This window comes from Streptomyces sp. AC558_RSS880 (assembly GCF_019049255.1).
In the GTDB taxonomy this organism is placed as follows: Bacteria; Actinomycetota; Actinomycetes; order Streptomycetales; family Streptomycetaceae; genus Streptomyces.
In genome coordinates, this window is the sequence record NZ_JAGMUJ010000022.1 from 81120 (window position 1) to 99960 (window position 18841).

Genomic DNA, 18841 nt, shown 5'->3' on the forward strand with positions numbered 1-18841 from the left:
GCGCCGCCCCTCCCCGGGTGACCGCGGAATTCCGCTCACTCGGAGAGCAGGTCCCAGACCGAGTCGAACCACTTGCGCATGCTGTCCACGAAGACGGAGCCCGAAGCGGCCGGGTCGTCCTCCGTCTTCTCGTGGTGGGTGAGGGTGGCGCCGAGACCCAGGACGTCCAGAGCCGTGATCACCCCGCCCGGTTCCAGGTTCACGGGCCGCTCGACGATCTCGTACATGCCGTGCAGGGCTTCGGTGTCGTTGAAGAGGTAGAGCTTGAAGGTGGGGGTGAGCGGCGCGTACCGGACCTGTACGTCCACGGAGGGCACCAGGTTCTCGGCCTGCAGGTAATCGAGCGTCCCGAGCAGCGAGGCGGTGTGCACCTCGGTGATGGCGCGCGTCCGGTCCCACATGCGGGTGTCCTCCGGGTCGTCCTTGACCCGGGGGTAGGGCAGCGGCGTCGTCGCATCGGGCAGGAGCATGCGCAGCGTGATGCGTCGGGGTGCGATGGAACCGCTCCGGATGCGATCCGCCTGGAGCCGGATGTGCGCGTCGAGGGACTCGGACGTCAGCGTGTAGACGTCCAGGGAGACTTCGGGCCGTTCGAAGGCCTCACCGATGATCGGGCCCAGGGTCACCACGCCGCCCAGCCTGCCGGCCCTGTCCGCCGAGGTCTGGATGCGCTGGGTCTTGATCACCCGTGAGCCGCTGTTCGGCCGCGTCGTGATCCAGCCCTCGTCCTCCAGCTCCCGCAGCGCCCGCTTCACGGTTTCGCGGGAGACTCCCAGTTCCTCGACCAGGTCACGCTGCGACGGCAGGGAGGACTGCAGCGGATACGTACCGTCGATCACCCGACCGCGCAACTCGTCGGCGACCTGCTGAACCTTGTTGCCTCCGCCTTCGCGGGGCTGTTGCCCGTCCACATGGGGACCGTACCGCTTTCCGACGACCGGGAAACCCAGTTTTACCCAACTGGACTTTTTATTAGCCCAGTTGGTTAAGGGATCAAGCGGCTCGGGCAGACCAATTTCACGATAAGCAGTCCAGTTGGACTATTTGCGAGTAGTCCACCGGAAGTGGAAGGGAGATGGTCGGACGTGCCCCTGTTCCCCGTGCTCACGGCGCTCGGCGAGCTGTCCGTGGGACTGCTCGCCGAGGCGAAGCTCGGCGCCCTGGGCGTGGCGCTGCTGTTCGTGATCGGCGTGTGGGTGAGGACGCGCCGCGACGGACCCGCCGTCGCGGCGGCCGTGGTGCTCACCGTGCTGATGATTCAGGCCTGAGCCCCGGCGCGGACCAGCCTGAGGACGGTCGCCAGCGAGTGCACGACCGCCGTGGCGCCCGCGTTCCGCAGGAGCATGTCCTTGCGTTCGTTGCGCGCGTAGCCGAGGAAGGGGACGCCGGCCGCCCGCGCGGCGAGCAGGTCCGTCGGGGCGTCACCGATCATCAGGGCGGTCGCGGGAGCGGCGGCCATGGCGTCCAGGGCCCGGTTGATGCAGTGGGGGTCGGGTTTGAGGTGGCTCAACTCCCGGGTGCGGCCGTATATGTGGGGGGTGAAACAGGCGCCGAGGCCTCGGGAGGCGAGGTACTCGCGTACGGCGCGCGGGGAGTTGTTGGTGGCGACGGCCAGCCGGGAGCCCACCGCGGTCCAGGTGCGGATCAGCGGATCGGCGTACGGGGTGGGCATCGCCGAGGCGGTGGCGCGCAGTTCCTCCCGGGTGAGCCGCTCCTCCAGCTCCGCGACCAGGTCGCTGCCGGGGTGCCGGCGGTCGACGGCGCGCAGGACGACGTGCGGGTCCAGGGATTCGCGTTCGGTCTCCGTCAGCAGGCCGTGCAGTCCCCGGCTCTCCAGCCAGGACGCCAGGTCGTTCGCCACCCGCTTCGCCGAGTGGCCCGCGAACAGGCGGCAGACGGGGCCGTCGAAGTCCCACAGCACGACACGGGCGCCTTCGATCAGGTGCCGCAGTCCATTGATCTCGTCGTCGGTCTCGGTCCGCTTCCCGGCCGGCACCGCATCGGTCCACTTCGTCTCAGAAGTCACTAGGAGAGTGTCAGGTCCGTCGTGATGGTTTCCCAGAGGGCGTCGAACCACTTCTGGGATTCCTCCACGAACGCCCGCTCCCGCTGCCCGTCCCGCTTGGCGAAGGGGAAGAGGAGGGACTGGGAGCCCAGGGCGTCGTACATCTCCAGGGTGCGGCTCTCCCACTCCTCCTCGCGCCGGATCAGCATGTAGTAGCCGATCAGCGCCTCCTCCCCGTTGAGCAGGTACAGCTTCACGGGCGGGGTGAAGGGCAGCGCGCGGAACGACACGTGTACGTCGATGCCGTGGGTGGCGCGCAGGGCCTGGAGGTTGTGCTGGAGCACCCGGGCCTGGGCGTTGCGCTGGGCCAGCCACCTTTCGTGGAGCGGGTTGTCGGTGCCCTCCCGGCCCTCGACCGGGACGGGGAAGGCCAGGTTGATCCTCCGGGAGGGCAGCAGGAGGCGGACGTCGACCGACTCGGGGCGGATGCGGCCCTCGTGGACGTACCGGACCGGTTCGCTCAGCGCCAGCATCAGGCTCTCGGCGGTCATGCACACCGCGTCGATCCGCACGTGGGCCGCCGAGAACGCGCCCGTCAGGCGCGGCGTCAGTCCCACCATCGTCGGCTGGGGTTCCTCCCGCGCGGGGGCCGGTTCGGCGATCCGCGGCGGGCTTCCCTTGCCGAGGTTGGTGAGCAGGCCGTCCTCCCGGAGCGCGTACAGGGCCTGGCGAACGGTGCCGCGCTCCACGCCGAACTCCTCGGCCAGCTCGGCCTGGGTGGGCAGCCGGTCGCCCGCCTTGAGCTCGCCGGACCGGATGCGCTCCCGCAGGATGTCGGCGATCTCCTGGGGCGAGACCCTGCTGTTGCCGTTCGCTGACACGTTCTCCTGAGGCACGACCAAACATTACAACTTTGATCCATCTGGCGGGAGTTATTTGGAAGTTGTTTATGAGTAGGGACCAAGTGGGGACAACTGTTGCAGAGTTGGTTTCCAACTTCCCCGAGTTGGCGATTCTCTGGTTCCGCGGCCCCGGCCCACCCCCGAAGGAGGAACACGCCATGCCCGTCCTCGCCCTCGTCTCCGCCGTCCTGGTCGTCACCGTCGAACAGCTCGTCCAGTGGACGTACGGCGCGGCCGGCATCCTCGGTCTGCTGCTGCTCACCGTGGGCATCAGGTCCAACAGGCCGGGGGTCAGCTCCGCCGGCGCGGTCCTGCTCGCCCTGCTGGTGTCGAGACCGGCCCTGTGAGAAGCGACCGCGGCCCCGAGCCCGTGGGAGACGTCAGCCCGTGAGCACCAGCTCCGAGCTGATCGTCTCCCACAGTGCGTTGAACCACAGGTACGACTGCTCCACGAACGCGGTGTCCCGCAGGACGGTCCCCTGCTCGAAGGTGAACAGCAGGGACCGGATGCCCTGCGCGTCGTACGTCTCCAGGTACTCCTGGTCGATCTGCGCCTTGCCGCGCGCCGGCGTGTAGTAGGCGAACAGCGCCTCCTCCCCGTTGAGCAGGTACAGCTTCACCGGCGGGGTGAACGGCAGCGCGCGGAAGGAGACGTGCACGTCGACGCCGTGGGTGGCGCGCAGCGCGAGCAGATTGTGGCGGAGCACCTGGCCCTGGGCGTTGCGCTGGGCCAGCCACCGCTCGTGGACCGGGCCGTCGGCGCCGTCGTGCCTCTCGACCGGCACCGGGAAGGCGAGGTCGATGTTCCGGCTGGGCAGCAGGACCCGGACGTCGACCTTGGCCGGTTTCAGCCGCCCGGAGTGGATCTGGCGCAGCGGCTCCCCGATGGCCAGGGTGAGGGAGACCGAGGTCAGACAGACGGCGTCGATCTCGACGTGCTCGGCCTCGAAGGCGGCGGCGATCCTGGGCGCGAGGCCCACGGTGGTGGGCAGCGGGGGTGCCGAGGGGCCGGTCAGCGCCCTGCCGGGGTCCGCGGCGACGGTCGCCGGGGCGCCCTTGGAGACGTTGGAGAGCAGGTGCTCGGACTGCAGGATGCGCAGCGCCTGGCGTACCGCCGGGCGCTCCACGCCGAACTCGGCGGCGAGTCGGGCCTGGGTGGGCATGCGCTGCCCCGGCCGCAGCGCCCCGGACCTGATCCGCGCGCGCAGTTCGTCGGCCACCTCGCGAGGTGTTCTCTGTGGCCGCTGTGGCTTCTTCCGTCCATTGACGGAGGCGTGTTCCGGGTCCACAGCCGAACACTACAACTTCCCGCCATCTTCGGGCAGTTCAGCGAAAGGTGGTTATAAGCCTCTTCCAAGTGGCTATAACTAGGAGCAAGTTGGTAACCAACTCCTACAACCTGGTCGACGACCCGAAGGGTTGGCCATCAGGAAAAGGGTGGGGAGCCGCGAACGACAAGGGGGACCGCCATGCCGCTCATCGCCATCGTCCTCGCAGCCCTGGCCATCGGGTTCGAGCAACTCGTCCAGTGGAAGTACGGGCCGATGGGAATCATCGCCTTCGTCGCCCTCACCGTGGGCATCAAGGCACGCAACACCATGATCAGCGGCATCGGCGCGGTCATCCTCGTGATGCTGCTCGCCCAGTCCGGCTGACAGCACACCGCACGGACCGCCGGCCGGGCTCCCTTCCGGAGGGGAGCCGGGAGTCCCGCCGACGGGCACCACCCGCACCACCACCACAACCACAACTGAACAGCTCGCTACGGATGAGTCACCCGTCGTCGGCGGAGGGAGGAAGGCAGCAGGGGCGCGAGAGCGACAGCGCTCAGAACACGTCCGGGCACCACGGTCGCCTGGACGTACGCAGCAGGGCGTCGGCCTCACGGGCGGCGCCCGCTCGTTCTTCCCGGACCCGGCCCAGCGCCGCCAGCCGCACCGCGGACTCGTCCCCCAGCCACAGCACGGACAACTCGGCGACGTCCAGCGTGAGATCGGCGCTCCCGGTGGTCGGCGCACAGACCCCGGACCCGTCCGCGGACGCCTCCAGCCGGTAGCGCCCCCCGGCCAGGCCGGCCCGGTCCACCACCTCCAGCACCAGCGACCCCGCGGCCCCGTACGTACGCGCCTCAAGGGCCCGTACGACGTCCAGCATCCGCACCCACATCCAGTCCGCCTGCGTGGTGAGGGCGGCGGCGCGCGGGTCCGGCAGGAAGTGCGGGAGCAGGTCGTCGGGCGCCCGCCAGCCGCTCCTGACCCTCACCACCCAGTCGATCGAACACAGGTAGAGCCACAGCGCGCGCTCGGCCGCCGGGGTCACCGCGGTCAGCCACTTCACCCGCGCCGTGTTCAACGGCTGCTTGGCGTCACCCCAGTTGTCGTCCGCCGTGTAGGCGGCCATGCCCTCGACCTCGCCGCCGGCCGAGCGGTACACCGCGTAGTACGGCTCGTGGAAGGTCGGGTGGAAGCGCACGGCACCGGTGGTGACCTTCCACCACAGCTCGTCCCGGTCGACGGCACCCGGCTGCGCCCGGCGCAGCCGCTCGTGCAGCTCGGGGCCGAGCTTGCGGACGTCCTCCGCGTCCACCAGGTCGACCCGGCCGCCGTCCTCCGGACCCGGCCGGCGCGGGTCGAGACCGGCGCGCGGCACGTCGACCGTCCACTCGGCCGCCGTGGTGGCCGGGCCGAAGCCGTACCGGCCGTAGATCGGGTACTCGGCCGCGATCAGCGTCGCGACGACGTCCCCGCGCTCCTTCGCGGCGGCGAGGTCCCGCGCCATCATCCGGGTGAGCAGGCCGCGACGGCGGTGGGTGGCGGTGACGGTGACGTTGGTGACGGCGTCGGCGGGCACGGTCGCCCCGCCGACCACCGTGAGCTCCTGCGCGAAGGACCGGAACGTCGCCACGCAGCGCCCGCCGTCGAAGGCCCCGACCGACCGGCCGGGCGTGAACTGCGCCCGGCGCGCGTCGAGGATCTCCTCGGACAGGGTGGGCTCCCGCAGGAACCCGGTGTTCAGGGCCCGTTGCCAGTCGGCGAACTCGGACTCGGTGATCGGACGTACGTCGATGCCGTCGCGGGAGGTCATGGGCTCACGGTAGGTCGGCCGCGCGCCGGGTGTCGAAGAGGTTTTCCCACCGAGGTTTCCCCAGGTTCCCCCCGCGGCGCTCACGCGAGCAGGTCGTCGACCTGTGCCTCCCCGTCCCGGTACCGGCGCGCGATCTCCGCGCTGCACTCGTCGGCCGTGCGCTGCAGCCGCTGCCGCCGCCGGGACACCTGCTGCTCGTACCGCACGAGCCGCCCCATCGCGGTGCTCAGCTCCCCGTCCGTGCGCGCGTCCAGGTCGGACAGCTCCACCTCGGCGAGCATCTCGGCCGCCAGCCGCCGGTACTCCTCGCTCCGCGGCGTCCCCAGCGTCACGTGCCGGGCGGAGGAACGGTGCCGGGCCGGGGTGTCCCGCAGGATCTCCCCCAGCCGCTCGACGACGGACGCCTCCCTGGGCGCGACGACCGACGGCACGCCCTCCGGCAGCAGGCGCCGGGCCAGTTCCGCCCGCAGGATGTCGATCCGCCCCTGCAGCAGCCGCCGCACATAACTGAGGTCGGCCTCGTCACGCTGCGCGTCCCGCCGGACCGTGCGCAGCTCGGCCAGGCTGAGCACGATCAGATCGCGCACCGCCCGGTCCTCGGGCAGCACCGGACTGTCCGTGCGCTGTGTGGGCGGCCGGCAGAACTCCCGTTCCCCGATTCCCGCCTGGGTCAATGAGACAGCCCCGAGCGGCTGTCCGATCCCCGGTGTGCTCATGTGCCTCAACCGTCCCCTCGACCGGCATGTGCCAGCATCGTGCCACCCCAAGCGGCCGCAATGTGAGCGAGTGTCCCCGATCCGCCCCAGATGGGCGCTAAGGAGTAAAAATAGTCCGACCGGGGTCCCGCGCGGGCCGCCGTCGGCCGTCTGTTCGCCGACCGGCATGATGGTCGTATGCGAGCAGTGGTGCAGAGGGTCGACGGCGCGAGCGTGGTCGTGGACGGCGAGACGGTGGGGGCGATCGAGGGCGAGGGACTGTGCGTCCTCGTCGGCGTCACCCACGAGGACACCAAGGAGAAGGCGGCGCAGCTCGCCCGCAAGCTCTGGTCGGTCCGCATGCTCCAGGACGAGAAGTCGTGCAGCGACACCGGCGCCCCGCTGCTGGTGATCAGCCAGTTCACCCTGTACGGCGACGCCCGCAAGGGCCGCCGCCCCACCTGGAACGCCGCCGCCCCCGGTGACCTCGCCGAGCCGCTGGTCGACGAGGTGGTCGCACAACTGCGTGCGCTGGGCGCGACGGTGGCGACGGGCCGCTTCGGCGCGAAGATGCGGGTGTCGCTGACCAACGACGGCCCGTTCACCGTCCTGCTGGAGATCTGAGCCGTACGGCTCAGGGCTCGACGACGGTCTCCTGCGCCGCCGCCGTCTCCCCGGCGAGCAGCCGCGCGTCCACCGGCACGTTCCGCTTCACCAGCGCCAGCGCGACCGGCCCCAGCTCGTGGTGGCGCGCGGACGTGGTGACGAACCCGATCTTCCGCCCGTCCGGTCCGTCGTCCGCGACCCGGATCTCGGTCCCGGCCACAGGCAGGTGGACCTCGCTGCCGTCCAGGTGCAGGAAGACCAGCCGGCGCGGCGGCTTCCCCAGGTTCTGCACCCGGGCCACCGTCTCCTGCCCCCGGTAGCAGCCCTTCTGCAGGTGCACGGCGGTGCCGATCCAGCCCAGTTCGTGCGGGATGGTGCGGTGGTCGGTCTCGAAGCCGAGCCGCGGCCGGTGCTGCTCGACCCGCAGCGCCTCGTGCGCGAGGATCCCGGCGGCCGGCCCGGCCTTCCGGGCGTACGACTCCAGGTCGCCGCGCGGCAGGAACAGGTCCCGCCCGTACGGCGTCTCGCGGACGGCGACCCCCTCGGGCACCTCCGCGATGGACCCGGCCGGCAGGTGCACCACCGCGGTGTCGGCGGTGCGGTCGGCGACCTCGACCCGGTAGAAGAACTTCATCGACTCCAGGTACGCGATCAGCGCCTCCTGGGTGCCGGGCTCGACGTGCGCCCAGACCGTCTCCCCGTCGTCGACCAGGTAGAGCGCGTGCTCGATGTGGCCGTTGGCGGAGAGGATCAGCGCCTCGGTGGCCTGGTGCGGCGGCAGGTCGCTGACGTGCTGGGTGAGCAGCAGGTGCAGCCAGGCCAGCCGTTCCGGACCGGAGACGGTGACGACCCCGCGGTGGGACAGGTCGACGAAACCGGTGCCGTCGGCGAGGGCGCGCTGCTCGCGGAACAGGTCGCCGTAGTGGGCGGCCACGCCTTCGTCCACGCCCTCGGCGGGGACGGCGCCGGGCAGGGTCAGCAGGGGGCTCTTCATGCGCTAAGCCTACGACTCGGTGGTCGAAGCCTTCCGGGAGCAGTCCTCGCACCGGCCGAAGATCGCGAAGTGCTTCATGTCGGTGTCGAAACCGAACTGCTCGCGCAGCTTGGCGGTGAACTCGGCGGCCACCGAGAGGTCGGCCTCGATCACGTTCGTGCAGTCCCGGCAGACCAGGTGGATGTGGTGGTGCCGGTCGGCGAGGTGGTACGTCGGAGCGCCGTGCCCGAGGTGGGCGTGGCTGACCAGGCCCAGCTCCTCGAGGAGCTCCAGCGTGCGGTACACGGTGGAAATGTTGACCCCCGACGCCGTCTTCCTCACTTCGCCGAGGATGTCGTCGGGGGTCGCGTGTTCCAGGGTGTCCACGGCTTCGAGCACCAGCTGCCGCTGCGGGGTCAGCCGGTAGCCGCGCTGCCTGAGGTCGCTCTTCCAGTCGGTGCTCACCACACCTCGAGTCTAGGGGGTGTCGTTTGGATCAGGCCGGCTTCAGTGAGCGGTGCTTTGCAGCCAAGCCGAGCGGGGTCTGGTGCCATGCATCGCAAGGCGGAGGAGGGCGCCAGGGCGGAGCCCTGGCAACCGACGACAACGCGGCGAGGCGTGGTGCCAGGGCCCGCGACCCCGGCAAGATCCAAACGACACCCCCTGGGACCTCCCGGGCGGGGGCCTACTTGAAGAAGGCGATCCCGTCGTCGGGCATGTCGTCGGGCAGGGCCTTGGCCCAGCGCTCGACCTCCTCCGGGGTGACGACCTTCTTCAGGTGCGCCGACATGTAGGGGCGCAGCTCGACCTCGGGGGTCTGCTTCTCGCCGACCCACATCAGGTCGCTCTTGACGTAGCCGTACAGCCGCTTGCCGGCGCTGTAGGGGCGGGAGGCGGCGGTGCGCGCCACCGCGTCCGTGACCAGGTCGATCTGCGGCTTCTGGTGGGCCAGCTCGCCGTACCAGATCTCGATGACGCCGTCGTCGCGGGTCATCGTCACCTCGACCTTGCGGTTGGCGTCGATCCGCCAGAAGCCGTGCTCCGACTCCAGCGGGCGGACCTTGTTGCCGTCGCCGTCCAGCACCCAGGTGTGGGAGCCGTACTCCAGGAAGTCCCGGCCGTCGTGGGTGAACGTGACCTCCTGGCCGAAGTTGCACTTCTCGGCGCCGGGGAAGTCGTGCACGCCCGCGCCGGCCCAGTTGCCGAGCAGGAAGGCGAGCGGGACGAGGTCCTTGTGCAGGTCGGACGGGATCTCGATCATGAGCGGTACTTCCTGGCGTCGGTGATCAGCGCTGGCCCTGGTACAGCTTCTTCACGGTCAGCCCGGCGAAGGCGAGAACGCCGACGGCGACCAGGACCAGCAGGGCTTCGAAGAAGATAACCACGGGGTGCTCCTTGAGCGGGGGGTGCGGTGGTGTGCACGGGGCCGGGCCCCAGCTTACGCGGCCGGGGTCCGGCCCTGTCGTGCGAGGTGGTGCCTCCCGCGCCTCAGCCCAGCAGCTGGCTCTGCAGCACGACCGTCTGCCGGAACGGCACGGCGGGCGCGGTTCCCTTCCGGGACTGCAGCACGACGGCGAGGACGTCACCGGCGGCGAGGTAGGCCTGCCGGTCCTGTTCGGCGCCGTACGGCTCGGTCTCGACCTGGGCCGAGCGCTGGACCCCCGCGACCTCCGACTTCACCGGGAACGACTCGTCGTTGTCGACGCTCTCGGCACCCCGGACCTGGTAGGCCGAGACGTACGAGAAGTGGGGCACGAAGAAGCCCTGCTCCACCACGCCCGCCGTGTCGAACCGCAGCAGGTAGATCCGCGTCCGGGTGCCGTCCGCGGTCGTCCAGCCGCGGGCCGCGATGTGCCGCAGACCGTTGTCGACGAGCTCCTGCCGGAAGGTGTCCCGGTCGTCGTCCTCCTGGTACTCCTCGAGGAAGTCGTCCATGTCCAGCCAGCCGTCCGTGCCGCGCAGCGCCTTGTCCTCCTTCGCCCCCTCGGGGGCGGGCAGCAGGAGGGCGCGCAGATCGGCGTGGTGGGTGCCGGCCGGGTTGGACTCCGCCTGCGGTCCGGGGCTGCCGGCGGGCAGCGGCGGCTTCGTCAGCTCCGGGTAGTCCCACCGCCCGTCGGAGGCGGTCGCCAGGCCGGGCACGTCCGTCCGTTCCATGCGGGTGATGCCGTACGCCGTGCCCGCGCCGGCCACGGCGAAGACGGCCACGGCGGCGGTCCAGCGCAGGGCGGCGCGCAGCACCCGGCGGTCCTTGCGCGCCGGCTGCCCGGGACCGGCCACCACGTCCGGTACAGCAGGTACGGCCGGTGGCTCCGTGGGCGGGGCGGGTACGAGGGTCTGCGGCTGCTCGGTCATACGGCCTTCCCCGGTTCGTCGATGCGGTCGAGCTGCTCGCGGAACAGTGTGGCGACGCTCTTGGTGTCCAGCGGTTTCGCGCCGTCCGCGGTGAGGGTGACCAGGACGTTCCCGACGCGGGCCGAGCACTGCATCATGTCGAGGTCGGTCTCCGCGTCCGCCGGCGGCAGGAAGCACTGGGCGTCCTCGTGGCCCTTGATCTTCGGCCCCTTGCGGAAGATGTCGAGGGCGTCGAGGAACTCGGTCTGGAACCGCGCGAAGTCCCGCACGGCGGCCTTGTTCTCCATCCGGGCGAGCACGATGCCCACGGTGTGGACCTCGTCCTCGTTGTAGACGCTGTTCGATCCGCTGGTGTAGCTGCGCATCGCCATGCCCTCGACGCGCCAGCTGTCGATCTCCTTCTCCAGCCGCTTGCGCTGGGAGCGCGGCAGATCGCGCAGCGACTCCTTCTGCAGCGCCGTGGCCCGGGCGCCGCCGAGCTGCGTGTCCGAGCCGAACTCGCCGAAGTCGGGCCCCGGGAGCCAGTGGTCGTACCCGTACGGCACGAGCATCGCGGCCAGCCCCTGCGGCTCGGCCTTCTTGCCCTCGGCGGCCGCCGCCTCGGGGAACTTCCAGACGGTCGCGCCGGCCTCGCGGTCGGCGTCCCGCACGGTCACGACGGTGTGTCCGACGCCCGTGACGACGGCCCCGGCGAGCAGCACGGAGCCGGCGACGGACGCGACGCGGCCCCACCGCACGGGCCGCTTCGCTGGGGCCGCGGCGGGAACGTCGTCGGGGACGGGCGGCAGGGGTGCCGGGTTCTGCGTCTCGTTCACAGCCGCTCCATCTGCCGCTCGGCCAGATCCATGATCATTTTCTTGGGAACGGGCTTGGTTCCGTACACCCAGATCTCCATGGAGATGTCGCCGCGCCAGGCGTGCGCCTCCGCGGCGTACAGGGGCTCGTAGCCGGGTTCGACGTCGGGGCTGTTGTGGACGTACGCCCTGCCGTCCCCGGTACCGGGGACGGCCCAGCTGTCCGTGTCCTCCGCGTCGTCCGCCCAGTACCGGCCGTTCTCGGCGTTGCCGGCGGCCACCAGTCCCTCCTCCTGGCGGAACTGGACCAGCCGGATCTCCACGCTGTAGTCGTCGTCGTCGAGCCAGCCGACGACGGCCGCCCTGCGGAACCCGTCCATGGCCAGCTGCCCGAACATCGAGCCGGACTCCTCGTAGTAACCGGCGTACTCGGCGAGGTCCATCCAGCCGTCCTCGCCCGTCGGCCATTCGGGTTCCTGGGTGCCGCGCGGCTTCTTCAGCAGCAGCTCGCGCAGATCGCCGTCGGTCCTCACGCGGCGGTCCCGGTCGGCCGACAACGGCTCGGGCGCCTCGCCCCCGGACCGCGTGAGCACCGGCTGCGACAGCGGCGGCAGCCTGGTGGGCTCGCGGTCGGCCTGTACGAGATATCCGGCGCAGGTTCCGGCGACCACGCCGAGCACGGCCGCGGCGGCGATCAGCACGGCCGTCCGCCCCGGCCGGCGTTTCCGGGACGCGTCCGGAGCCGGGGCGTCCGGAGCCCCGTCCACCGGGACCTCCGGGGCCTCCGGGACCTCCGGGGCCGGGGCGGCCTCCGGCACATCCGCCGGTCTCGGCGCGTCCGGGGCGTCGGCTGCTTCTTCGGGTTGTTCCAAGACGTCCCCCACAGAAGGTGAAGCGCGTATTCCGTCCACGCGCGCACAGGAGACCCACAGGCGTCGGCCGAAGTTGTGGCGATCATGATTACGATTCGGTCATGGCCAAGAAGCTTGTGATCAAAGTGACCGCGGGAACCGACGCACCCGAGCGCTGCTCGCAGGCGTTCATGGTGGCGGCGGTGGCCGCGGCCAGCGGTGTCGAGGTCTCCCTGTGGCTCACCGGCGAGTCCTCGTGGTTCGCCCTGCCGGGCCGTGCCGCCGAGTTCGAGCTGCCGCACGCCGCCCCGCTGCCCGACCTGCTGGACTCGGTCCTGGCCGCCGGCCGGATCACCCTGTGCACCCAGTGCGCGGCCCGCCGCGACATCACCGAGAAGGACGTCATCGAGGGCGTGCGCATCGCCGGCGCGCAGGTCTTCGTACAGGAGTCCCTGGCCGACGGCACCCAGGCGCTCGTCTACTGAGCGGTCCGCCCTACCGGGGCCGTTTCCTGCCGTCCAGCTCGTCCCACCACTCGTCGGACGTCGGGTCGCCGGACGGATCGTCCCACCAGCGGTCCTCCGGACCCCGCCGGTTGGCGACCATCGCGGCGACCGGCGGGATGACCATGGCCACCAGGCACATGCCCACGGCCGCCGGCACCGACCACAGCCGCACCACGCTCCAGGCCAGGACGAACAGCCCGACGCAGGTGCCCATCAGGGCGAAGTAGGCGTGCCGCCTGCGCGCGTACATGCGTCCAGCGTAGGTCCGGGCACGCCGAAGGGCCGCACCCCGGGCGTCCAACCCGTGGGGTGCGGCCCTTCGGCCGTTCCCGTGTCCTCAGACCGCGATCGCGACCTCGGCCAGACCGCCCTGCTGGGCGACGACCGTGCGGTCGGCGGTGCCGCCGGGCACCAGGGCGCGGACGGTCCAGGTGCCCTCCGCCGCGTAGAAGCGGAACTGTCCGGTGGCGGAGGTCGGGACCTCCGCGGTGAACTCGCCGGTCGAGTCCAGCAGACGGACGTAGCCCGTCACCGGCTCTCCGTCGCGCGTCACCTGGCCCTGGATGGTGGTCTCACCGGGCTTGATCGTCGAGGCGTCCGGGCCGCCGGCCTTCGCACCGCACATGTCGTACTCCTGAAGTGGTCTGGAAAGGTCGGTGGGGAGGGGTTACTTGCCGGGGCCGAGCTCGATCGGCACGCCGACGAGGGAGCCGTACTCGGTCCAGGAGCCGTCGTAGTTCTTGACGTTCTCCACGCCGAGCAGCTCGTGCAGCACGAACCAGGTCAGCGCGGAGCGCTCGCCGATGCGGCAGTAGGCGATGGTGTCCTTGGCCAGGTCGACCTGCTCGGCCTCGTAGAGCGCCTTGAGCTCGTCGTCGGACTTGAAGGTGCCGTCGTCGTTGGCGTTCTTCGACCACGGGATGTTGGCGGCGGTCGGGACGTGGCCCGGGCGCTGCGACTGCTCCTGCGGCAGGTGGGCCGGGGCGAGCAGCTTGCCGGAGAACTCGTCGGGCGAGCGCACGTCGACCAGGTTCTGCGCGCCGATGGCGGCCACGACGTCGTCGCGGAAGGCACGGATGGAGGTGTCCTGGGCCTTCGCCTTGTAGTCGGTCTTCGGCCGCTCCGGCACCTCGTCGCCGGGGACCAGCTCGCGGGCGTCGAGCTCCCACTTCTTGCGGCCGCCGTCGAGGAGCTTGACGTTCTCGTGGCCGTACAGCTTGAAGTACCAGTAGGCGTACGAGGCGAACCAGTTGTTGTTGCCGCCGTAGAGGACGACCGTGTGGTCGTTGGCGATGCCCTTGTCCGACAGGAGCTTCTCGAAGCCCTCCTGGTCGACGAAGTCACGGCGGACCGGGTCCTGCAGGTCCTTGGTCCAGTCGATCCGGATGGCGTTCTTGATGTGGTTCTTCTCGTAGGCGGACGTGTCCTCGTCCACCTCGACGATGGCGATGGTCGGGTCGTCCAGGTGCTCCTGGACCCAGTCGGCGTCGACCAGGACGTCGCTGCGGCTCATGCTTCTTCTCCTCCGGGGCAGTTGCGGCGGGGCGTGCGGGCGAGAGGGTGCGCGCGGCCTCGGCGGGGTCGGCGCACGGGTGCCCTCAGCGGGGCGGGGTGGGGATGCGGACGGCGGGGCGTCCGCTCATCAGAAGGTGCGACAGAGCATGGCGGCGACACGGCACAGGTCCACTGCCCGCCGCTTCGTGAGATCCGCCTGTCCCCTCGACCGGAGGACGCTCGTCTGACACTGCATGGGTCCGATCGTAAGGACGGACGGGTGCGCGTGTCACCGATGTGTCGCATGCTGAGACGCGATCGTCCGTCATACGGGACACACGTCCTCGGAAGTCACCGTTCCCCCGTCCCGCCCGCCCGGACGGCCACCACCGCACTTGCCCTGCGGACACGCCCGTCTCACTTTTCGGACAGCGCCCCCGGTCAAACCGATCCCTACCCGACCAGCCGGACGTCGGAACCCCTCACCGTGATCTCCACCCCGTTCTCCGCGGCCTCGACCTTGTCCAGCCGGATGCCGCCGGGCAGTCCGTCGATCCTCTGCTCGAAGTCGGTGATCCGCCGCACGCTGGACTCGACGATCTCGGCCCCGCCGATCTCCGGTACCGCGTCGGCCTTCACGCGCACGGTGTCGCCGTCCACGACCGTCACGGAGCTGAGCACGGAGACCGGCTCGGGCAGCTCGGTGCCCAGCACGGTGGCCTCCACCGCGACCTTGATCTTCCCGTTGCCGCCGTCGGACAGGCCGACGACCCGGGCGGTGACGCCGGGGGCCACCCGGCCGGGCTCGGACGTGGCGGTCTTGAGCAGCTCGTCGTAGGCGACGGTGGCCGTGCCGGTGGCGTCGGCGGCGACGGCGGAGCTGAAGTCACCGGAGAACTCGACGCCGTGCATGTCCGCGCGCAGGGCGGCGATGCGGATCGTCCCGGCGCCGTCGCCGGTGCCGGCCTCGTAGTCCTCGATGCCCACCCGCACCTCGTCGAGGGTGCCGCCGGCGAGCTGGGTGAGGAACGGGAAGCCGTTGATCGACACGTCGGGGGTGTCCGCCAGGTTCTCGGTCGCCTTCAGGCGGTCGGCCGCCTCGCCCTCGGCGAAGTTGACGGCCACTCGGTCGACGATCACGAAGATGCCGCCGAGTATCACCGTGATGATCAGCAGTATTCGCAGTGCGCGCATGCGGTCTTCCCCCACCTGGCGTGTGACGACGGCGGTCGTCGACGACCGGGCGGCCGTCCCTGCGCGAGGGTAGCGCCGGGGAGGGTGGGGAGCGGGGGACTGTAGATCACTTGTGACAGGGGGCCCGCGCGGATCACTTGTGACAGGGGGCCCGCCCGACGGCCGTCAGGTGAGCACGCGGGCCAGGGTGTGGACGGCGGGGGCCGCCGCGGCCAGGGGCAGGGCCACGCCCGCCGTGAAGTGGACGAAGCGGGACGGGTAGTCGTAGCTCGCCACCCGGTGGCCGATCAGCGCGCACACCGCCGCGCCCGCCCCCACCAGCGCTCCCGCCGACCCGTCGACCACGAATCCCGCGCCCGCCGCGACCGCCACCGCGACCACCACGGACACCGGCGTCGGCAGCGGCAGCGCCCGCGCCACCACCCCCGCCGCCACGGCGACCGCGCCCACGGTCACCGCGGACGCGTCCGCCGCCAGGTACCCGGCCGCCGCGATCGCCAGCGCCGCCGCCACGACCGTCGCCATCAGGCCGTACATCCGCTCGTCGGGATCCGCGTGCGACCGCAGCTGCAGCACCAGCGACAGCAGCACCCACACCCCGAGCGTCCCCAGGATCGCCGCCGTCGACCGGTCGGACACCAGCAGCGCCGCGTCCGCGGCCAGCGCGCCGAGGAACCCCAGCGCGATCCCCTGCCGGGCCGGCCACATCCCGTTCAGCCGGAACCAGCCCGCCGCCGTGAGCCCCTGGAGCACCACCAACGGCACCAGCAGCGCGTACGTCCCCAGCGCCGCCCCGCCGGCCAGCAACAGCCCCAGCAGCGCGGTGAGCAGCGCCGGCTGCATCCCGGGCTCGATGATCGGCGACCGTCCCTCGGCCCGCGCCCGCTGCGCGTCCGTGACGCGCGAGTTCCCGCCCATCGTGGCCGGCCCGTACTCGGGCCCGGACCCGTCAGCCGCCGGAGCCTCCGGGACCGCCTGAGCCGCCTGAGCCGCCTGAGCCGCCTGAGGAACGGGAGCAGGAGCGGGGGAAACCGGAGCGTACGCCGCCGCGGCCACCGGCGGCTGCATCTGCGTCTCCCACGTCTGCCCCTGCCACTGCTGCGTGTACTGCTGGTCCGCGTACGGATCCTCGTACGCCTGCTGCTGCCCCGGCCACACGCCCTGAGCCTGCTGCGGATCCTGGTACGGGTCGTACGCCCCGTACGGCTGGTTCGTCATCGCTCACCCTCCTGCGAACGGCGGAAGCACCTCGACCGTGCCGCCGTCGGCCAGCCGTACCGTCTCATGCGCGCGCTTGCCCACGGGATCACCGTCGACGAGGAACGAGCACCGCCGCAGCACGCGCGCGAGTTCGCCGGGGTGCCGCCCGCGCACCGCGTCGAGCGCCTCGGCGAGCGTGGCCGCCTCGTACGCCTCCTCGGCCACCCCGGCCGCGGCCTTGGCGGCGGCCCAGTACCGCACCGTGACCTTTGCCATCTGCTGGTTCCTCAATCGGTTGACGGTGAACACCGTCAGGCTAGCCCGCCCGGCCCACCACCCAGTCCCCGATCCGCCCCAGCAGCGCCTGAGGCGCCGCGTTCTCCGCGTGCCCCATGCCGGGTTCGACCCACAGTTCCCCGTGCTCCCCGGCGGCGGCCGCCAGCATCCGCGGGTGGTCGAGCGGGAAGTACCCGTCCTGGTCCCCGTGCACGATCAGCAACGGCGTGGGCGCGATCCGCGGCACCGCCTCGACGGGCGACACCGGCACCGGGTCCCACTGCCGGTGGTGGATCCGCGTCCGCAGCCCGTACCGCCCCACCAGCCGCCCGGACGGCCGGGTCACCAGCCAGTGCAGCCGCCGCATGGGGGCGGTCCCCCGGTAGAACCACCGCGCGGGCGCGCTCACGGAGACGACGGCGTCGACCCCGGCGTCCCGGCCGGCCGCGGCGTGCCGCAGCACCACCGACCCGCCCATGGAGAACCCGACGGTGGCCACCCGCGCGTGCCCCAGCTCACGCGCCCACCCCACCACCGCCGCGAGGTCGAGCACCTCCCGGTCCCCGACCGTCGACCGCCCGCCCGACGCCCCGTGCCCCCGGAAGGAGAACGTCACGACACTCCCGTACCGCGCGAGAGCCCGCGCCACCCTCCGCACGTGCGGCCGGTCCGCGTCCCCGGTGAACCCGTGCGCGATCACGAAAACGAGATCGCGGGAAGGAGAGGCACCCGGTTCGTACGGAGCAGCCGGTTCGTATACGGAATCGATCGCCACGCCGTCCGTGGTGCGCAAGAACGTCCGCAAAGGCGCCCCACCCCGCGTCACTCCATCCGTCTCGGAATATGGACGAATGGTGGAACGAACGGTGGATCGCGCCACATGACCTGCCCGACCGGTACCCATGTCGGCTATTCTGCTGCGAAGAGGACTCGGGCAGCGAAGCCCCCGGGTCCTTTTGTGCTTTCGGAAGCGTTGTATACGAACGCGGGAAACCGCCGGTGTACGGGCCGTCGAACGCACGCAGCAATGCCGTAAACGTCCTCGCAGGGACCGAGGAGGAACCAGACGTTATGGGCGAGCGAACCGTGCACGAGCGAACGACGACCCGGGCCGGTGGGGTGCGATGAGCTCTCTGCTGCTCCTGACCAACGCCCTCCAGCCGTCGACGGAGGTGCTCCCCGCCCTCGGCCTGCTGCTGCACAACGTGCGGGTGGCCCCCGCGGAGGGCCCCGCCCTCGTCGACACCCCCGGCGCCGACGTGATCCTGATCGACGGCCGCCGCGACCTCCCGCAGGTCCGCAGCCTGTGCCAGCTGCTGCGCTCCACCGGCCCCGGCTGCCCCCTCGTCCTGGTCGTGACCGAGGGCGGCCTGGCCGCCGTCACCGCGGACTGGGGCATCGACGACGTCCTCCTGGACACCGCGGGCCCGGCCGAGGTGGAGGCGCGGCTGCGCCTCGCCATGGGCCGCCAGCAGATCGTCAACGACGACTCCCCGATGGAGATCCGCAACGGCGACCTGTCGGTCGACGAGGCGACCTACTCCGCGAAACTCAAGGGCAGGGTCCTCGACCTGACCTTCAAGGAATTCGAACTGCTCAAATACCTCGCGCAGCACCCCGGCCGGGTCTTCACCCGCGCCCAGCTGCTCCAGGAGGTCTGGGGCTACGACTACTTCGGCGGCACCCGCACGGTCGACGTCCACGTACGGCGTCTGCGCGCCAAACTCGGTCCCGAACACGAGTCGCTGATCGGCACCGTCCGCAACGTCGGCTATCGGTTCGTCACCCCCGAGAAGCCCGAAAAGCCGGCGCGCGCCGCGGAGGACGCCAAGGCCGCCGGGGCCGAGGAGAGGACGGACACCGCGGAAACGGCGTCATCCAAGGTCTGATACGCCCTGCCCACCCCGGG

The 18841-nt window shown here is 71.2% G+C and carries 26 protein-coding genes; 6 read left to right on the forward strand and 20 right to left on the reverse strand.

The window, feature by feature from the left end; genetic code table 11:
- Nucleotides 1-35 precede the first annotated feature (35 nt).
- Complete coding sequence (locus tag KUM38_RS08690) at nucleotides 36-911, reverse strand: GntR family transcriptional regulator (RefSeq protein WP_217128710.1); 876 nt, start codon at nucleotides 909-911, stop codon at nucleotides 36-38.
- 174 nt (nucleotides 912-1085) lie between these two features.
- Here KUM38_RS08690 and KUM38_RS08695 point away from each other — a divergent pair, with 174 nt between their 5' ends.
- The gene (locus KUM38_RS08695; RefSeq protein ID WP_217128711.1) at nucleotides 1086-1268 is read left to right on the forward strand and encodes a hypothetical protein; all 183 of its coding nucleotides are present in this window, start codon (nucleotides 1086-1088) and stop codon (nucleotides 1266-1268) included.
- Here KUM38_RS08695 and KUM38_RS08700 read toward each other — a convergent pair.
- Both KUM38_RS08700 and KUM38_RS08705 read right to left on the reverse strand, forming a co-directional pair.
- Nucleotides 1259-2026 (reverse strand): HAD family hydrolase, encoded by a 768-nt coding sequence (locus tag KUM38_RS08700; protein WP_308408929.1) that lies wholly within the window; start codon nucleotides 2024-2026, stop codon nucleotides 1259-1261. The two genes, KUM38_RS08695 and KUM38_RS08700, sit on opposite strands and share 10 nt — an antisense overlap.
- Nucleotides 2026-2907 (reverse strand): winged helix-turn-helix domain-containing protein, encoded by an 882-nt coding sequence (locus KUM38_RS08705; RefSeq protein WP_217128713.1) that lies wholly within the window; start codon nucleotides 2905-2907, stop codon nucleotides 2026-2028. The genes KUM38_RS08700 and KUM38_RS08705 overlap by 1 nt, the downstream gene beginning before the upstream one ends.
- 158 nt (nucleotides 2908-3065) lie before the next feature.
- On the opposite strand from KUM38_RS08705, the gene KUM38_RS08710 reads away from it, so the two are divergent.
- Nucleotides 3066-3254: a hypothetical protein gene (locus KUM38_RS08710; protein ID WP_217128714.1), complete on the forward strand. Its 189-nt coding sequence runs from the start codon at nucleotides 3066-3068 to the stop codon at nucleotides 3252-3254.
- A 33-nt stretch (nucleotides 3255-3287) separates the two neighbouring features.
- On the opposite strand, the gene KUM38_RS08715 is transcribed toward KUM38_RS08710, so the two are convergent.
- Complete coding sequence (locus KUM38_RS08715) at nucleotides 3288-4196, reverse strand: FadR/GntR family transcriptional regulator (RefSeq protein WP_217128715.1); 909 nt, start codon at nucleotides 4194-4196, stop codon at nucleotides 3288-3290.
- Nucleotides 4197-4376: 180 nt separating this feature from the next.
- Between KUM38_RS08715 and KUM38_RS08720 the strand changes: the two genes are divergently transcribed.
- Nucleotides 4377-4562 (forward strand): hypothetical protein, encoded by a 186-nt coding sequence (locus tag KUM38_RS08720; protein ID WP_073934300.1) that lies wholly within the window; start codon nucleotides 4377-4379, stop codon nucleotides 4560-4562.
- A gap of 172 nt (nucleotides 4563-4734) precedes the next feature.
- Here KUM38_RS08720 and KUM38_RS08725 read toward each other — a convergent pair whose 3' ends face one another.
- On the reverse strand, nucleotides 4735-5991 hold the full coding sequence (locus KUM38_RS08725; RefSeq protein WP_217128716.1) for a GNAT family N-acetyltransferase: 1257 nt from the start codon (nucleotides 5989-5991) through the stop codon (nucleotides 4735-4737).
- 80 nt (nucleotides 5992-6071) lie between these two features.
- Nucleotides 6072-6707 (reverse strand): aerial mycelium formation protein, encoded by a 636-nt coding sequence (locus KUM38_RS08730; protein ID WP_217128717.1) that lies wholly within the window; start codon nucleotides 6705-6707, stop codon nucleotides 6072-6074.
- Between the two features lie 177 nt (nucleotides 6708-6884).
- Between KUM38_RS08730 and dtd the strand changes: the two genes are divergently transcribed.
- Entirely contained in the window at nucleotides 6885-7310 is a 426-nt protein-coding gene (gene dtd / locus KUM38_RS08735; RefSeq protein WP_217128718.1) for a D-aminoacyl-tRNA deacylase, read from the forward strand.
- Nucleotides 7311-7320: 10 nt separating this feature from the next.
- On the opposite strand, the gene KUM38_RS08740 is transcribed toward dtd, so the two are convergent.
- The 6 genes from KUM38_RS08740 to KUM38_RS08765 form a co-directional block, all read right to left on the reverse strand.
- On the reverse strand, nucleotides 7321-8286 hold the full coding sequence (locus tag KUM38_RS08740) for a folate-binding protein YgfZ (protein ID WP_217128719.1): 966 nt from the start codon (nucleotides 8284-8286) through the stop codon (nucleotides 7321-7323).
- 9 nt (nucleotides 8287-8295) lie between these two features.
- Nucleotides 8296-8733 carry a Fur family transcriptional regulator gene (locus KUM38_RS08745; RefSeq protein ID WP_217128720.1) on the reverse strand — a complete coding sequence of 146 codons (438 nt, stop codon included), beginning with the start codon at nucleotides 8731-8733 and terminating at the stop codon, nucleotides 8296-8298.
- A 217-nt stretch (nucleotides 8734-8950) separates the two neighbouring features.
- Nucleotides 8951-9526 carry an FABP family protein gene (locus KUM38_RS08750; protein ID WP_217128721.1) on the reverse strand — a complete coding sequence of 192 codons (576 nt, stop codon included), beginning with the start codon at nucleotides 9524-9526 and terminating at the stop codon, nucleotides 8951-8953.
- 227 nt (nucleotides 9527-9753) lie between these two features.
- The gene (locus tag KUM38_RS08755) at nucleotides 9754-10617 is read right to left on the reverse strand and encodes a hypothetical protein (RefSeq protein ID WP_217128722.1); all 864 of its coding nucleotides are present in this window, start codon (nucleotides 10615-10617) and stop codon (nucleotides 9754-9756) included.
- Entirely contained in the window at nucleotides 10614-11432 is an 819-nt protein-coding gene (locus KUM38_RS08760; RefSeq protein WP_308408930.1) for a hypothetical protein, read from the reverse strand. The genes KUM38_RS08755 and KUM38_RS08760 overlap by 4 nt, the downstream gene beginning before the upstream one ends.
- On the reverse strand, nucleotides 11429-12283 hold the full coding sequence (locus KUM38_RS08765; RefSeq protein WP_254396882.1) for a hypothetical protein: 855 nt from the start codon (nucleotides 12281-12283) through the stop codon (nucleotides 11429-11431). Before KUM38_RS08765 ends, KUM38_RS08760 begins: the two co-directional genes overlap by 4 nt.
- Before the next feature lie 101 nt (nucleotides 12284-12384).
- On the opposite strand from KUM38_RS08765, the gene KUM38_RS08770 reads away from it, so the two are divergent.
- Complete coding sequence (locus tag KUM38_RS08770) at nucleotides 12385-12747, forward strand: DsrE family protein (RefSeq protein ID WP_217128724.1); 363 nt, start codon at nucleotides 12385-12387, stop codon at nucleotides 12745-12747.
- A gap of 10 nt (nucleotides 12748-12757) precedes the next feature.
- On the opposite strand, the gene KUM38_RS08775 is transcribed toward KUM38_RS08770, so the two are convergent.
- The 8 genes from KUM38_RS08775 to KUM38_RS08805 form a co-directional block, all read right to left on the reverse strand.
- Complete coding sequence (locus KUM38_RS08775; RefSeq protein ID WP_217128725.1) at nucleotides 12758-13018, reverse strand: DUF3099 domain-containing protein; 261 nt, start codon at nucleotides 13016-13018, stop codon at nucleotides 12758-12760.
- Nucleotides 13019-13105: 87 nt separating this feature from the next.
- Nucleotides 13106-13393 carry a DUF1416 domain-containing protein gene (locus KUM38_RS08780; protein WP_004986406.1) on the reverse strand — a complete coding sequence of 96 codons (288 nt, stop codon included), beginning with the start codon at nucleotides 13391-13393 and terminating at the stop codon, nucleotides 13106-13108.
- A gap of 42 nt (nucleotides 13394-13435) precedes the next feature.
- Nucleotides 13436-14281: a sulfurtransferase gene (locus KUM38_RS08785; protein WP_217128726.1), complete on the reverse strand. Its 846-nt coding sequence runs from the start codon at nucleotides 14279-14281 to the stop codon at nucleotides 13436-13438.
- Nucleotides 14282-14410: 129 nt separating this feature from the next.
- Nucleotides 14411-14518, reverse strand: a complete 108-nt coding sequence (locus KUM38_RS43535) for a putative leader peptide (protein WP_351998383.1) — start codon at nucleotides 14516-14518, stop codon at nucleotides 14411-14413.
- A gap of 197 nt (nucleotides 14519-14715) precedes the next feature.
- The gene (locus KUM38_RS08790; RefSeq protein ID WP_217128727.1) at nucleotides 14716-15456 is read right to left on the reverse strand and encodes a DUF2993 domain-containing protein; all 741 of its coding nucleotides are present in this window, start codon (nucleotides 15454-15456) and stop codon (nucleotides 14716-14718) included.
- Between the two features lie 165 nt (nucleotides 15457-15621).
- On the reverse strand, nucleotides 15622-16674 hold the full coding sequence (locus KUM38_RS08795) for a hypothetical protein (protein ID WP_217128728.1): 1053 nt from the start codon (nucleotides 16672-16674) through the stop codon (nucleotides 15622-15624).
- Between the two features lie 3 nt (nucleotides 16675-16677).
- On the reverse strand, nucleotides 16678-16932 hold the full coding sequence (locus tag KUM38_RS08800; RefSeq protein ID WP_217128729.1) for a MoaD/ThiS family protein: 255 nt from the start codon (nucleotides 16930-16932) through the stop codon (nucleotides 16678-16680).
- Between the two features lie 40 nt (nucleotides 16933-16972).
- Nucleotides 16973-17836 (reverse strand): alpha/beta hydrolase, encoded by an 864-nt coding sequence (locus tag KUM38_RS08805; RefSeq protein ID WP_217128730.1) that lies wholly within the window; start codon nucleotides 17834-17836, stop codon nucleotides 16973-16975.
- A gap of 220 nt (nucleotides 17837-18056) precedes the next feature.
- Between KUM38_RS08805 and KUM38_RS08810 the strand changes: the two genes are divergently transcribed.
- Entirely contained in the window at nucleotides 18057-18821 is a 765-nt protein-coding gene (locus KUM38_RS08810) for a response regulator transcription factor (protein WP_217128731.1), read from the forward strand.
- The last annotated feature ends 20 nt before the right edge of the window (nucleotides 18822-18841 follow it).